The following is a 14,019-nucleotide window of genomic DNA, read 5'->3' as shown; positions in this document are numbered from 1 at the left end:
AACGCTAACATCGAAAAAGACTGTCAAATCAAGAACTTTAATCATTTTTTGTGAGATTTTTTCGTGAAAGAATGTTAAAATTTAGTGGATGTGAGAAATTACACAATAAATCTTGATGAGGTGAATTCATGAAGCGAATTGGAATTTTAACGAGCGGTGGCGATGCTCCTGGCATGAATGCAGCTGTTAGGGCTGTTACAAAAACTGCTATTCATCACGGACTTGGCGTTGTTGGTATTCGTTATGGTTATGCCGGGCTTGTAGCAGGTGACTTTGTTACTTTGACTGCTGAAAATGTTGATCATATGATCAACATGGGCGGTACTTTTCTTTATAGTGCCCGTTACCCTGAGTTTGCACAAAAAGAAGTGCAAGAAAAAGGGGTTGAGCAATTAAAAAAGCATGATATTGATACTGTAATTGTTATAGGCGGTGATGGTTCTTATCATGGTGCACTGGCATTGACTCGTTTAGGGATTAACTCTATTGGTTTGCCAGGAACAATTGATAATGATATTCCATACACTGATTATACCATCGGACTTGACACTGCCTGCAATACGGCAATGCAAGCCATTGATAGAATTCGTGATACTGCCAGCAGTCATCATCGTGTTTTTGTCGTTAATGTTATGGGTCGTAATTGTGGCGACATTGCTATGCGTGTTGGTTTGGCAAGTGGTGCTGATGCAATTGTTGTTCCAGAAAGAAGTTATGACATTAAAGCAATTGCTGAAAGATTAAAGCGCGGTTTTAAAGATGGCAAAGATAATGGTATTATCATATTGGCTGAAGGTGTCATGGATGCCGCTGATTTTAGAACAGAACTTCTAAAATACGGCGAATTCGATTGCAGGGCTAATGTAATTGGTCACATGCAGCGCGGTGGCGCGCCAACGGTTACTGATAGGATTAATGCTACAAAAATGGGAAATTATGCGGTTAAGTTACTTCTTGATGGTAAAGGCGGTTTAGCTGTCGGCATGGAGAATGGACAATTAGAAACCCATGATATTCTTGATCTTTTTGATGAAAAGCATGCCAGTGAAGAATCGTTAATTGATATTAATGAAGAAATGACTAAATAATTAGTCGATTTTGGGGAGATTTTTAAATAATGAAGAAAACTAAAATTGTTAGTACCTTAGGGCCAGCTTCAAATGATATTGAAACTATTACAGCTTTGGCCAAGTCAGGCGTAAATGTATTTCGTTTCAACTTTTCACATGGTGACCATGCTGAGCATCTTTCACGGATGAAAATGGTTCGTCAAGTTGAAAAAGAAACTGGCTTAGTACTTGGTATTGCATTGGATACCAAAGGTGCTGAGATTAGAACCACTGATCAAGAAGGTGGCAAATTTACCATTAATACTGGAGACCAAATTCGTGTGTCGATGGATGATTCTAAGCCTGGTAACAAGGACATGATTCACGTTACTTACGAAGGTCTTTATGGTGATACTCACGTTGGTGGTCACGTTTTAATTGATGATGGTTTAGTTGACTTATTAATTAAAGAAAAAGACGAAGAAAAGAAAGAATTAGTTTGTGAAGCTCAGAATACGGGTGTTATCGGTTCTAAGAAGGGTGTTAATGCACCCGGTGTCGAAATTCGCCTCCCAGGAATTACTGAAAAAGACACTGATGACATCAAGTTTGGTTTAGCTCACGGCATTAACTTTATCTTTGCTTCGTTTGCACGTAAGGCGCAAGACATTCTTGATATTCGTAAGCTTTGTGAAGATGCTGGCTGTGATTATGTTAAGATTTATCCTAAGATCGAATCACAAGAAGGTATTGATAATGCAGATGAAATCTTACAAGTTTCAGATGGTTTAATGGTAGCCCGTGGTGACATGGGTGTCGAAATTCCGTTTATTGATGTGCCATTTGTTCAAAAAGATTTAATCAAGAGGGCAAACGCACTTGGTAAGCCTGTTATTACTGCTACTCAAATGCTTGACTCAATGCAAGAAAATCCTCGCCCAACTCGTGCTGAAGTTTCCGATGTTGCTAATGCAGTTCTCGATGGTACTGATGCAACTATGCTTTCTGGTGAATCAGCTAATGGTTTGTACCCAGTTAAAGCTGTTTCTGCTATGGCCGAAATTGATGAAAGAACTGAACAAGAGCTTCTTAAGCGTAATACTCTAGCTCTTCAAAGATTTGAAGAATATAAGGGCTCGAATGTTACTGAAGCTATTGGTGAATCTGTTGTACGGACAGCCCAAGAATTAGGAGTTAAGACTATTATTACGGCTACTAATTCTGGTTATACTGCTAGAATGATTTCTAAGTACCGTCCAAACGCAAACATCTTGGCATTAACTTTTGATGAAAAGATCCAACATTCACTTGGTATTTCTTGGGGTGTTCAGCCCATGCTGACTGATAAACCAGCTTCTACTGATGATATGTTTGATGTAGCAGCTAGAGTTGCTAAAGAACAAGGTTATGTTAAAGATGGCGATTTGGTCATTATCGTTGCTGGTGTTCCTGTTGGTGATTCAGGTACAACTAACTTAATGAAACTACAGATCATCGGTAGCAAATTGGCTCAGGGACTTGGTGTTGGCAATGGTTCTGTTGTCGGTAAGACAGTTGTTGTTAATAGTGCCGAAGAAGCTATTAGCAAAGCCAAAGAAGGCGACATTTTAGTTGCTAAGACCACTGATCCTGATTACATGCCGGCAATTAAGAAGGCATCAGGTTTAGTTGTTGAAGCCTCGGGCTTAACTTCACACGCGGCTGTTGTCGGTTTGTCATTAGGAATTCCAGTTGTAGTTGGAGTTACTGATGCAACTGAAAAGATTGGCAGTGGTATTACTATTACTGTTGATGCTCGTCGTGGTGCTATTTATCAAGGCGAAGTTTCAAATCTTTAATTAAAAGCAAGAATTAAAATAGCCAGTGCTTATTACTGGCTATTTTTGTTTGGTTTAGAATTTAGAGAGATCAGAAGTAAATTTAGATTGACTAATGTCAATTTATTCCTTTAAAATGATATACTTGTTATCAGATCCCATTCTAGATTTAGGAGAAAAATCATGCTTGGCACAATTGCAACTGGAAAAATAATAGACCAAAACGAAGAATCTTTTTTTGTTCAAATTGACGGTATTACTTATGAACTGAAAAGAAAAGAAATCACACAAGAAGAAAAGCCACAGCTCGGAGATCAAATTAAGGGATTTTTATACGATGATAAGCAACATAATCGTGAAATGACGCAATTTTTACCCTTTGTTCAACAAGACCAATATGGCTGGAGCAAAGTTACCGAAGTTAAATATAACCTAGGTGTCTTCGTCGATATTGGCTTGCCAGATAAAGATGTCGTAATTTCAATGGATGACTTACCTTATGACAAAGAGCGTTGGCCCCAACCTGAAGATCAGCTTTTGGTTCACCTTGAAACAGATGAAAAAAATCGTATTTGGGCAAAATTGGCGGATGAAAATATTTTTGAACAGTTGGCAGCTCATTTTCCTGGTGATATGAAGAATAAAGATATTTTTGGTACTGTATATTCTGCTCGTGAAGTAGGTGCATTTATAATCACCAAGGAGTATTATTTAGGCTTCGTTCATCCATCACAAATGGCACGTCCTTTACGGTTGGGGGAACAATTCAGAGGCAGGGTGGTTGGCATCAGCCAATATGGTCGCTTGAATCTGAGTACTTTGCCACGAGCTTTTGAGGAAATTGATGATGATGCACAAATGATTTTAATGAGCTTGCGCAGGAAAAAAGATAAGACTTTGCCTTTTTACGATAAATCTGACGCACAGGATATTAAAAATTATTTTGGTATTTCTAAATCAGCTTTTAAGAGAGCTTTAGGACACTTGCTTAAAGCTAAATACATAAAGGAAGACAAAAATGCTGGTTCCATCTCATTATTAAAAGATCCAGAAGATGCCCAAAATGACTAATTTATCAGAACAAGTTGAAGATTATTTAAGATATAGTCAGGTTGAACGTGGTCTGAGTAATAACACAATTACAGCATACAGGCAGGATTTAACTTCTTTTATAAGTTTTCTTCAAAAAGAAAATTTAACTTCCTGGCCTACACAAGCTGTTGACATCGATGCTTTTTTGGCAGAACAACGCGATCAAAAAAAGGCCACAAGTTCTATTAGCCGCTTAATTACTAGTTTGCGAAAGTTCTACCAGTGGCTGGTAAGACAGAATATTCAGAAACTAAATCCAATGCTTGAAATAGACTCACCAAAAAAGCGTCGTACTTTGCCAGTCGCTTTGACAGTTAATGAAGTTAATAATTTGCTTGAGCAACCTGATACAAAAAAGAAATTAGGTTTACGTGATAGAGCCTTACTTGAAACTTTGTATGCAACTGGAATTAGAGTAAGCGAATTAATTAATCTCAAATTTACTGATTTGCATGAAGAACTGAAACTGGTCAAAGTTTTTGGGAAGGGATCAAAAGAGCGATTGATTCCAATTAGTGAAGTGGCTTTAAGTTGGATAGACAGCTATAAGGAAAAAGTTCGTGATCCATTAATATTAAAAATTGGCAAAAATACCGATTTTATTTTTCTAAATAGTAGGGGAAGCTCTTTAACAAGACAAGCCGTTTGGCAAATTATTAAGCATTATTGTAAAATGGCAGGTATTCAGAAAAATGTTACACCACATACTTTAAGACATACTTTTGCAACACATTTATTGGAAAATGGGGCAGATTTACGTGTTGTCCAAGAAATTTTGGGACATTCAGATATTAGTACAACTCAAATTTATACAAATTTGTCTCAAAAACATATTTTACAAGTTTATGAAAAAACGCATCCTCGAACATAAGGTGATTAAATGCTAATTGAATGTAAAAATGATAAGGAAAAGGTAGCTATGGGCTTATTATCTTATCTCTCTGATTTTAAAAATCTGGCTAATCTAAAGGATGAAATTCAATTAAATAAAAGTAGTGCCGAGTTTTGCTTATATCTCTATCGTTCAAAGGCTCCTAATTTTATAGGGGTGGTAGGTACACAATCAAGTAAACATTTTGTAATCATTCGTTATATTTCTTTTGCTCCTGATTATCGTAAAGCTAAGTACGAAGCTAAAGCAGTTCAAGAGTTGGCACAAAATAATCCCAGCAAAGTTATTACGGCTGTTCCTGAATATATTTATTTAATTAAGTATTTAAAAAAGGATAAAGAAAAATGAGTGATAATCTTACCCTTGAACTGCCTAACTTTGAAGGCCCTTTGGATCTGCTATTACATTTAATAAAAGTGCAAAAAATTGACATTTATGACATTCCAATAGCTCAAATTACAAGCCAATATCTAGCTTATTTGCACCAAATGCAAAAACTTAATTTAAAAATTGCAGGAGAATATTTTGTTATGTCATCGATGCTTTTGCGAATTAAGTCTCAATCTCTTCTTCCGCAAAATGATTTTACTGAAGAAAATGATGAACAGGAAGATCCAAGGGATGAATTAGTGCAACAGCTTATCACTTATTCGGTTTTTAAAAAGGTTTCAGCATACTTCAAAAAGCGTAATGAGGAAGTCCCGATCACTGCGGCTAAAGAGGAGAGCGCACCAGAAAGCAAAAAAATTCAGCCTTTGCCAAAAGGACAAATTACTTCTACTGAATTAGCTAATACTTTTATTATTATTTTACAAAGACTGAAAATCAGACAGCCTGATATTGTTTCAGTTGAAGTAAAGGAAACTTCTGTCAAAGAAATGAGTACTTTCTTGCAAGAGGAATTGGCGCGAAACAAGCAGTTAAGCTTTTTTGCCTGTTGTCAAAAAATGAAAACTTTATCTGATGTTATTGGTTTGTTCCTAGCACTGCTTGAACTTTGTAAAAAACAGGAAATTCGGGTAAAACAAAAGAGGATGTTTGGTGACCTGAACTTGGAAAGAGTTGGTAGTAATGATAAGTAAAATGGCGCAGTTAGAAGCGTTATTATATGTTGCCGGCGATAATGGCATTGAAAGCAGCAACTTATGTGAACTTTTGCAGGTTGGTAAACCTGCATTGCGCGAACTAAGCAAAAATTTGCAAGAAAAACTACAAGAAAATCCTGATTCAGGATTACAAATACAACATCTCAATGATATTTACAAATTAACAACTAGACCAGAAGTTAGTAGAATAATCGAAAATTTTTTTCAAAAAGATTTATCAAAGAGCTTAAGTCAATCGGCGTTGGAAATACTATCTATTATTGCTTATCGGCAGCCAATTACACGTGTAGAAATAGATGACATCAGAGGTGTTAATTCATCTGGGGCTTTGCAAACATTAATCTGGCGTGGATTAGTTAAAATTAATGGTAAAAAAGATGCTCCGGGTCATCCTAATTTGTACGTAACGAGTGAGTATTTTTTGCAATACTTTGGGTACCAAAGTCTGGCTGATTTACCATTAATAGAAGATTTCGAAGATGATAGCATCAATAGTGAAGGCGAAATAGATTTGTTTGCAGCTAAAGGTCAAGCAGATAAAAATATTGCAAAAACTCAAAAAGGAGCAAAATAATGGTTTTAGAACGGTTGCAAAAGGTAATTGCTGAGGCAGGAATTGCCTCACGGCGCAAGGCTGAAAAAATGATTTCTGAAGGTCGAGTCACTGTTGATGGCAATGTAGTAACTAAACTTGGTACTAAAGTGGATACTTTTAGTAATATTACGGTTGATGGTGAGCCCATTGAAAGAGAAAGTTTGCATACTTATCTCTTTTACAAGCCTAGAGGAGTGGTCTCAACTGCAAATGATGATAAGGGGAGAAAAACAGTTGTCGATTATTTTAAAGATTTGCCTTATCGCCTATATCCAATCGGCAGACTAGACTATGATACTTCTGGTTTGCTTTTAATGACTAATGATGGTGAACTGGCCAATTTATTGATGCATCCGAGAAATAATGTAGCCAAGGTTTATGTAGCTAAGATTTCTGGAATTCTCACCCCAGATGAAATGAGTCAGCTAAAGCATGGAGTCAAAATTGATCGACATCGCTGTGCTCCTGCAAAGGTCAAGGTCATTAGAAGCGACCGTAAGAAAAACACCCAAATAGTGCAATTAACAATTCATGAAGGTCAATATCATCAAGTAAAAAGAATGTTCAAGGCAGTTCACCATCAAGTGAAGAAATTAGCTCGTGAAAAATATGCTTTTCTTACACTTGACTCTCTTATCTCAGGAACATACCGAGAATTATCTCATGAAGAAGTTGACAGATTAAAGAACGTAGATTAGTATAGTATGTGAAATTTAATAAATAAGTTTGTTGTCTTCATGGCAGGGTGTAAGTCCCGACCGGTGGTGTAAGTCCACGACCCACGAAAGTGGTGGAATCTATTGAGATACCGATAGTTAGAGTCTAGATGAAAGAAGACAGACTAAACTAAAAGCCAAGATCTAAAGCTTACTTTTACTCGGTCTGTTGCTAGGAGCAACAGACCGAGTTTTTTTGGAGGTAAGAATTTTGCAGAAAAAAAGCAGAAACAATTTAGTTAATATTTTGGCTTATACTTTAATTGGTACAATTGCCTACGTATTAATGCTTTTGGAAATACCATTGCCGGTAACTAGTTTCTTAAAGTTTGACTTCTCGGATGTCGTAATTACAATTGGGACATTTTTATTCGGACCAGGACCTGGTATTTTTATTGCATTTGTCAGAATGCTGATTAATTTAATTTATAAAGGTTTTGCCTTACCTAGTTTGGTAGGACAGTCAGCAGCTTTTTTAGCTTCAATATCTTTTGCTTTACCATTTTATTATTTAACAAAGAATATTAGCAAGGATGAGAAAAATTTTTCTAAAAAATATTTAAAACCAATTTTAGGTATTGTTCTCGGTATTATAGCTATGGCATTTGTACTTTCTGTACTGAATGCATTGGTTTTAACGCCTTTTTATGCAGTAACTACTGTACCTAATTTACCGACAATACATGGATATTCTGGTTTACTTTCTTTTACTGAAAAGGTTTACTTGGGTAAACTGCTACATATTCCATCAATGAGTGCATACATTTTTGGCATTATAGTTCCATTTAACTTGTTAAAAGGAACAATCAACGGTGTCGTAGTTTATTTACTATTTGAAACCGTTTTGAGAACTTTCAAACCTTTTGTAAGGAAAAATTTTAATCTTAAAAATTAAATCTTAAAAATATTGTAAATCGGTCTAGTAAATGACCGTTTTTTTTGTCCACTTAAATGTTAAATATGCTAAAATTAAACAGGTTAGGTAAGGAGGTTTTTCAGATGAATAATAATTCAAAAGGGCCATATCAGCATTATAAGCGTCCAAAAAAGTCGAGAGTAGAAACTTATTCTTCCGTATCAAAAGGCTGGATTGCTTTGATAATTCTGATTGTAGTTATTCTTATCGGTCTTGTTCCTGTGGTTCATAATTTGGCATCAAACAATGGTTCAAATGAAAAAGCAGTTGAAGTACGTAAAGCTGCCAAAAAAGAAGATACTAAGAAAAAAGCTAAGGTTCAGCCTGTAAAAAGTAAAGAAACCAAAGCCAAGGCTAAAACAAAGACAAAATCATCTAAAAAAACTCCTAAAAAGAAACATGTTGTGATTAAACAATATGTCGTACAAGAAGGGGATTCCTTGACTAGTATTGCCCGCCACTTTAACATTTCAGTTGGTCAATTGGCAGAGTTGAATCAACTTGATCCCAATAGCCAGGTGGATACAGGACAAACTTTAAGAATTAGATAATTTAGAAAGGACAGGGACTTAAGTCCCTTTTTTATTGGAATGCAAATAGCAATTGATGGTCCAGCTTCAGCTGGAAAAAGTACTGTAGCAAAAATTATCGCCCATAAGCTTAATTTTACATATATTGATACTGGGGCAATGTATCGGGCTTCGACTTGGATTGCACGAGAAAATAACATTGATTACGGCGATGAAAGAGGTATTTTAACTGCCATTGACGAGGAAAAAATTGAATTTAGATTTAAAAATGGTCAGCAAAAAATATATGCCGGTAATAAAGATATTACTCAAGAAATACGTACTCCTGACATTTCTGCCAATGTTTCTCAAGTTTCGGCATTAGCCGGAATCAGGGAAAAAATGGTTAGTCTGCAAAGGCAAATGGCCGGCGAAATGAACGTTGTGATGGATGGACGTGATATTGGAACGACTGTTTTGCCCAATGCTGCAGTAAAAATATTTTTGGTCGCTTCAGTTCACTCTCGCGCTGAAAGAAGAATGCTAGATTTTAAAGAAAGAGGGATTAAAACTAATCAGTCTCTTGAAGAAATTGAGCACGACATTTCAGAAAGAGATTACAAAGACTCACACCGAAAAATTTCACCATTAAAAAAAGCCCAAGATGCTATTGAAATAGACACTACTTCTATGAGTGTTGATCAAGTCGTAAATGCAATTTTATCAGAAATTAAAAAAAGTCAAAAAAAACTATAAAAAAGGGTATAAAACAGTAGAAAAATATCAAACTTTCATTTAAAATTAGAGTATGATATTGGGAGGTAAATAATGTCAGAAAACAGTAATCAATTTTTAGATGCATTAAAGCAAATGCAAGGAGTTGAGGTCGGAGATATTGTAGATGTTGAAGTATTAGACGTTGAAGAAGGTCAAATCGATGTTGGTGTTGAAAATGCCGGTATTGAAGGTGTAATTCCTCGTCGTGAATACACTTCGGATCGCAACGTTGACCTACGTGAGGCAGTTAAGCCTGGAGATAAGCTTAAAGCTTTAGTTTTAAGAAAAGCCGGCGGTGACAAAGAAAATGGTGAATTTTTCTTCTCAGTTACTCGCTTAAAGGAAAGAGAAGCTTACGATGAATTGCAAAAGGACTTTGAAGAAGGCAAGACAATTGAAGGTACAGTAACTTCTTCAGTTCGTGGCGGTTTATTAGTTGATGTGGGTACAAGAGGATTTCTACCTGCTTCATTGATTTCAAATCGTTATGTTTCAGACCTTAAGCCATTCATTGGTAAAACGATGAAACTCAAGATTACGGAGATTGATCCAAGTAAGAACCGTTTGATTCTCTCTCACAAGGACTTAATTGAAGAAGAACGTGAAGAAGCTTTTGATAATGTTGCATCACAATTAGTTGTGGGTGACGTTGTTGAAGGTAAGGTTTCTCGTCTGACTAACTTTGGTGCTTTTGTTGATGTAGGTGGTGTGGACGGTTTAGTTCATATATCCGAGATTTCATATAAACATGTTGACAAGCCAAGCGATGTTTTAAAGGCAGGTCAAGATGTAAAAGTTAAAGTAATTGGTATTGATGATGATAGACATCGCATCTCCCTTTCAATTAAGCAAACTGAACCTTCTCCATTCGAACAAGCTACAGCTGACTTACACGAAGGCGATGTATTTGAAGGTGAAGTTAAGTCTTTAACTAACTTCGGAGCTTTTGTTGAAGTTGCTGATGGTATTCAAGGTTTAGTTCATGTTTCAGAAATATCATATAAACACGTGGACAAGCCTAGTGATGTTTTAAAAGTTGGTCAAAAAGTTAAAGTAAAAGTTTTAAATATTGACCCTAATGAACGTCGCATTTCACTTTCTATGAAAGCTGCTGAACCTAAGAACTCTGATGGCGATGGAAATCGCTCACATAATTCTTACAATCACAATTCAGTTAACAAGAAGTATATGAATAATGATGACAGTGGCTTTGCTTTAGGTGACATCATTGGTGATCAATTAAAGGATCGTCATTAAATTTAATAAAAAAGCCGACTTTAGAGTCGGTTTTTTTATTTGTAAAAAGGAGGCTGAAAAATGGTTTTACCTGTAGTTGCAATTGTAGGACAGCCTAATGTTGGTAAATCAACGCTTTTCAACCGTATTATTAATCAACGTTTAGCAATAGTGGAAGATAAACCTGGGGTTACCAGAGATCGTAATTATGCTCCAGCTGAGTGGTTAGGTCATAAATTTGATTTAATAGATACTGGTGGAATTACCTGGGAAGATAGTAATATTGAAGAAGAAATCAGAGCACAGGCAGAAATAGCAATTGAAGAAGCCGACGTCATCGTATTTTTAACTAATGTTACAAATCATGTTACTAACCTCGATGAACGGATAGCTCAGATGCTTTATCAAACTAAAAAACCGGTAATTTTAGCGGTTAACAAAGCAGATAATCCTGAACAGCGTATGGACATTTATGACTTTTATAGTTTAGGTTTTGGTGACCCAATTCCAATTTCGAGTGTGCATGGTACAGGTATTGGAGATTTGCTGGATCAAATAGTGGCCAGCTTGCCCAAAGACATAAGCTTGAATAATAATGAGCAAATATCATTTAGTGTTATTGGTCGACCAAATGTAGGTAAATCCTCAATTGTCAATCGTCTAGTAGGCGAAAAAAGAGTGATCGTAAATAACGAAGAAGGAACTACACGAGATGCAGTCGATACTCCATTTAAGACCCAGGATGGCACGAAATTCAGAATTGTAGATACTGCTGGCATAAGACGTAGAGGAAAAGTTTACGAAAAAACTGAAAAATATTCTGTAATGAGAGCAATGGGTGCCATTGAGCATTCTAATGTTGTATGTTTGGTACTTGACGCAAGTACAGGCATTAGGGAACAAGATAAACATGTTGCAGGATATGCTCATGATGCTGGACGAGGCATCATTATTTTGGTCAATAAATGGGATTTACCAAGAAAAACCAGTAATAGCGGCAAGGACTTTGAACAAACTATTCGAACTGAATTTCAGTATCTTGACTATGCTCCAATCTTATTTGTTTCTGCTAAAACTGGTCAAAATATAGAAAAGATTCCGAAACTAGTACAAAAAGTTTATCGAAATCAACAACAAAGAATTAAGTCCAGTGTATTAAACGATTTATTATTAGAAGCAAGCAAATTGGTTCCAACACCAATGATTAAAGGCAAGAGATTACGAGTTTATTATATGACCCAAGTATCTACTAATCCGCCGACATTTGTAGTTTTCGTAAATGATCCTGAATTAATGCACTTTTCTTATCAACGCTTTTTGATCAATCAGCTACGTGAAAATTTTGATTTTGATGGAACCCCCATTAAGATAATTGCACGAAAAAGAAAATAGTTTGTATCTACCAAATGCATAAAAATCACATTTTTAGTTTAAATTGCTTGTTGTATCAGGGGTTTTGTGCTATTTTGAAATCAAGGAAATAGTGATTTAAATAATCATTTATTCCTTGTTTCTCAATTGAGGAATTAATTAGGAATCTTAAAATAAGATTCAAGTTTCAGGAGGTGATTTCCCAATGGCAAATAAGGCAGAATTAGTCACTGAAGTTGCATCAAAGACAAAATTAACTAAAAAGGATGCAGCTGCAGCAGTCGATGCAATTTTTAGTTCTATCCAAGATGACCTTTCTAAAGGTAAGAAAGTACAATTAATTGGTTTTGGAACTTTTGAAGTGCGTAAGCGTGCAGCCCGTAAAGGACGTAATCCACAAACTGGCAAAGAAATTCAAATTCCAGCAAGTGTTGTACCAGCATTTAGACCCGGTAAAGCTCTTAAAGAAGCTGTTAAATAGCTTAATAGTTTTATCTAAAAAGATGGTGGCTAATTCGCCATCATCTTTTTGTGTGTTATCATTTAAACTGATTAATCGCCACAGTTGGTTAATATAGATAGTTAGTAATGGAGGAATGAGAATGAGCTACTCTGAAAAGCTTCTTGATGCAATTGAGCAGCAGGATTTTTCTCAAGAAAAAATATTATTAGAAAAAGCTTTAGAAAAGGATAAACCTGAAATATTAGCCTCATTGGCAGAAAATCTAGTAGGATTGGGTTTTTCAGATCTGGCAAAAGAAATATATCGCAGTTTAATTGCTCGTTTTCCCCGAGAGGACATTTTCAAAATATATTTAGCAGAGATTTTATTAAATGACGGTAAAGATGAAGATGGTCTTACTTTGCTTTATAATATTGCTCCTGATTCTTCCTCTTATCTTGACAGCTTATTAGTTCAAGCTGATTATTATCAAACCAATGGGTTGATTGAAACAGCCTATAAAAAACTGCTAGAGGCAGAAAAAATTGCCCCAGATGAGGATGTTGTAAAGTTCGGTTTGGCTGAACTCGATTATCTCAGTGGTAACTACAAACAGGCTTTTAACAGATATCAAGATTTGATAAAACGACATAAAACTTTTAGTGAAGTAAATTTAAACGATCGTCTTTTTCAAACCCTTGCAAAATTAGGACGGTATGAAGAGGCCGGCGAAGTTATTGCCAAAAATGGCAATGATATTCTTGACATTGATAGTAAGTATCAGGCTGCATTAGTCATGTTAGCATTGAACAAAGACGATCAGGCAATTAAATATTTGAATGAAGTAATTGATCAGAGTCCCGATTATGTAAATGCATACCGTTTACTTACTACAGCTTACGAGCATAAAAACAATAATGAGCAAGAATTACGTTCTGCTCAGGCAGGTATTGCATACAATGAGTTAGATCCTGTTTTGTACAAAAAGGGTGCGCAGGCAGCAGTTAAATTGAACGAATTGGATACTGCTGAAAACTTGCTAAAAAAAGGTATTAAAAATATTCCTGAAAGTTTAGATTTACGCACACAGTTGTCTAATCTTTATGTTAAAGAAAATAAAAATGATGAAAATATTGCACTTTTTGCCAAAGTTGATGATGAGGATCTGGAAGCTCAAGTTCACTGGAATTTAGCTCTTTCTTACCAAAATTTAGATCAGAGCGCAAAAGCCAAAAGTGAATTTTTACTGGCTTATCCTGAATTTAAGAATAATAGTGCTTTTTTAAAACAAATGATTCGTTTCTTCAATACTGAGCCAAACTCTAAAGATATCGTCAAAGAATTATTAAACTCTTATTTGAAACTCGAACCTGAGGATACTGAAATGCAGGAGTTGAATAATGAATTGTTATAATGATTAAAACAATATATACTTTGATGAAAAAGAAAGTTTTTACGCTTCATTTTTATTATTTATAAGTTTAACAGGGTAATAAATCAA

Annotated in this window: 15 protein-coding genes and 1 riboswitch; all 15 genes read left to right on the top strand. The window is 35.6% G+C overall.

The features are described 5' to 3' along the window. Positions 1-128: 128 nt before the first annotated feature. The 15 genes from pfkA (at position 129) to LACWKB10_RS04405 (ending at position 13,932) form a co-directional block, all read left to right on the top strand. Positions 129-1,088: a 6-phosphofructokinase gene (gene pfkA, locus LACWKB10_RS04475; protein ID WP_034979264.1), complete on the top strand. Its 960-nt coding sequence runs from the start codon at positions 129-131 to the stop codon at positions 1,086-1,088. Between the two features lie 29 nt (positions 1,089-1,117). Beyond that, positions 1,118-2,887, top strand: a complete 1,770-nt coding sequence (pyk, locus tag LACWKB10_RS04470) for a pyruvate kinase (RefSeq protein ID WP_034979262.1) — start codon at positions 1,118-1,120, stop codon at positions 2,885-2,887. A 162-nt stretch (positions 2,888-3,049) separates the two neighbouring features. Next, positions 3,050-3,937: a S1 RNA-binding domain-containing protein gene (locus LACWKB10_RS04465; protein WP_034979260.1), complete on the top strand. Its 888-nt coding sequence runs from the start codon at positions 3,050-3,052 to the stop codon at positions 3,935-3,937. Beyond that, positions 3,930-4,829 (top strand): site-specific tyrosine recombinase XerD, encoded by a 900-nt coding sequence (gene xerD, locus LACWKB10_RS04460; RefSeq protein ID WP_034979258.1) that lies wholly within the window; start codon positions 3,930-3,932, stop codon positions 4,827-4,829. Before LACWKB10_RS04465 ends, xerD begins: the two co-directional genes overlap by 8 nt. A gap of 9 nt (positions 4,830-4,838) precedes the next feature. Continuing rightward, positions 4,839-5,198, top strand: coding sequence for a hypothetical protein (locus LACWKB10_RS04455; RefSeq protein ID WP_034979255.1), 360 nt, complete (start codon positions 4,839-4,841; stop codon positions 5,196-5,198). Continuing rightward, positions 5,195-5,932 carry a ScpA family protein gene (locus LACWKB10_RS04450; RefSeq protein ID WP_034979251.1) on the top strand — a complete coding sequence of 246 codons (738 nt, stop codon included), beginning with the start codon at positions 5,195-5,197 and terminating at the stop codon, positions 5,930-5,932. The genes LACWKB10_RS04455 and LACWKB10_RS04450 overlap by 4 nt, the downstream gene beginning before the upstream one ends. After that, positions 5,922-6,530: an SMC-Scp complex subunit ScpB gene (scpB, locus tag LACWKB10_RS04445; protein ID WP_034979248.1), complete on the top strand. Its 609-nt coding sequence runs from the start codon at positions 5,922-5,924 to the stop codon at positions 6,528-6,530. Before LACWKB10_RS04450 ends, scpB begins: the two co-directional genes overlap by 11 nt. After that, positions 6,530-7,249, top strand: coding sequence for a pseudouridine synthase (locus LACWKB10_RS04440; protein ID WP_034979244.1), 720 nt, complete (start codon positions 6,530-6,532; stop codon positions 7,247-7,249). The genes scpB and LACWKB10_RS04440 overlap by 1 nt, the downstream gene beginning before the upstream one ends. 29 nt (positions 7,250-7,278) lie before the next feature. Beyond that, positions 7,279-7,393: riboswitch (FMN riboswitch) on the top strand. Between the two features lie 82 nt (positions 7,394-7,475). Next, complete coding sequence (locus tag LACWKB10_RS04435; RefSeq protein ID WP_034979471.1) at positions 7,476-8,162, top strand: ECF transporter S component; 687 nt, start codon at positions 7,476-7,478, stop codon at positions 8,160-8,162. A gap of 104 nt (positions 8,163-8,266) precedes the next feature. Continuing rightward, entirely contained in the window at positions 8,267-8,734 is a 468-nt protein-coding gene (locus LACWKB10_RS04430) for a LysM domain-containing protein (RefSeq protein WP_034979241.1), read from the top strand. Positions 8,735-8,773: 39 nt separating this feature from the next. Next, on the top strand, positions 8,774-9,448 hold the full coding sequence (cmk, locus tag LACWKB10_RS04425) for a (d)CMP kinase (protein ID WP_034979238.1): 675 nt from the start codon (positions 8,774-8,776) through the stop codon (positions 9,446-9,448). A 72-nt stretch (positions 9,449-9,520) separates the two neighbouring features. Next, positions 9,521-10,726: a 30S ribosomal protein S1 gene (gene rpsA / locus LACWKB10_RS04420; protein ID WP_034979236.1), complete on the top strand. Its 1,206-nt coding sequence runs from the start codon at positions 9,521-9,523 to the stop codon at positions 10,724-10,726. A gap of 60 nt (positions 10,727-10,786) precedes the next feature. Continuing rightward, on the top strand, positions 10,787-12,097 hold the full coding sequence (der, locus tag LACWKB10_RS04415; protein ID WP_034979233.1) for a ribosome biogenesis GTPase Der: 1,311 nt from the start codon (positions 10,787-10,789) through the stop codon (positions 12,095-12,097). 184 nt (positions 12,098-12,281) lie between these two features. Beyond that, positions 12,282-12,557: an HU family DNA-binding protein gene (locus LACWKB10_RS04410; protein ID WP_034979230.1), complete on the top strand. Its 276-nt coding sequence runs from the start codon at positions 12,282-12,284 to the stop codon at positions 12,555-12,557. Between the two features lie 121 nt (positions 12,558-12,678). Further along, positions 12,679-13,932: a tetratricopeptide repeat protein gene (locus LACWKB10_RS04405; RefSeq protein ID WP_034979227.1), complete on the top strand. Its 1,254-nt coding sequence runs from the start codon at positions 12,679-12,681 to the stop codon at positions 13,930-13,932. The last annotated feature ends 87 nt before the right edge of the window (positions 13,933-14,019 follow it).

This window comes from Lactobacillus sp. wkB10 (assembly GCF_000760615.1).
GTDB classification, from domain to species: domain Bacteria; phylum Bacillota; class Bacilli; order Lactobacillales; family Lactobacillaceae; genus Lactobacillus; species Lactobacillus huangpiensis.
This window is presented reverse-complemented; position numbering and strand designations above follow the sequence as displayed.

Bases quoted from the DNA above. Each gene is read 5' to 3' on its own strand.
- scpB (WP_034979248.1), top strand. From the start codon at position 5,922: ATGATAAGTAAAATGGCGCAGTTAGAAGCGTTATTATATGTTGCCGGC.
- LACWKB10_RS04465 (WP_034979260.1), top strand. From the start codon at position 3,050: ATGCTTGGCACAATTGCAACTGGAAAAATAATAGACCAAAACGAAGAA.
- rpsA (WP_034979236.1), top strand. From the start codon at position 9,521: ATGTCAGAAAACAGTAATCAATTTTTAGATGCATTAAAGCAAATGCAA.
- pfkA (WP_034979264.1), top strand. From the start codon at position 129: ATGAAGCGAATTGGAATTTTAACGAGCGGTGGCGATGCTCCTGGCATG.
- xerD (WP_034979258.1), top strand. From the start codon at position 3,930: ATGACTAATTTATCAGAACAAGTTGAAGATTATTTAAGATATAGTCAG.
- LACWKB10_RS04430 (WP_034979241.1), top strand. From the start codon at position 8,267: ATGAATAATAATTCAAAAGGGCCATATCAGCATTATAAGCGTCCAAAA.
- pyk (WP_034979262.1), top strand. From the start codon at position 1,118: ATGAAGAAAACTAAAATTGTTAGTACCTTAGGGCCAGCTTCAAATGAT.
- LACWKB10_RS04455 (WP_034979255.1), top strand. From the start codon at position 4,839: ATGCTAATTGAATGTAAAAATGATAAGGAAAAGGTAGCTATGGGCTTA.
- LACWKB10_RS04440 (WP_034979244.1), top strand. From the start codon at position 6,530: ATGGTTTTAGAACGGTTGCAAAAGGTAATTGCTGAGGCAGGAATTGCC.
- LACWKB10_RS04405 (WP_034979227.1), top strand. From the start codon at position 12,679: ATGAGCTACTCTGAAAAGCTTCTTGATGCAATTGAGCAGCAGGATTTT.
- cmk (WP_034979238.1), top strand. From the start codon at position 8,774: ATGCAAATAGCAATTGATGGTCCAGCTTCAGCTGGAAAAAGTACTGTA.
- LACWKB10_RS04450 (WP_034979251.1), top strand. From the start codon at position 5,195: ATGAGTGATAATCTTACCCTTGAACTGCCTAACTTTGAAGGCCCTTTG.
- der (WP_034979233.1), top strand. From the start codon at position 10,787: ATGGTTTTACCTGTAGTTGCAATTGTAGGACAGCCTAATGTTGGTAAA.
- LACWKB10_RS04410 (WP_034979230.1), top strand. From the start codon at position 12,282: ATGGCAAATAAGGCAGAATTAGTCACTGAAGTTGCATCAAAGACAAAA.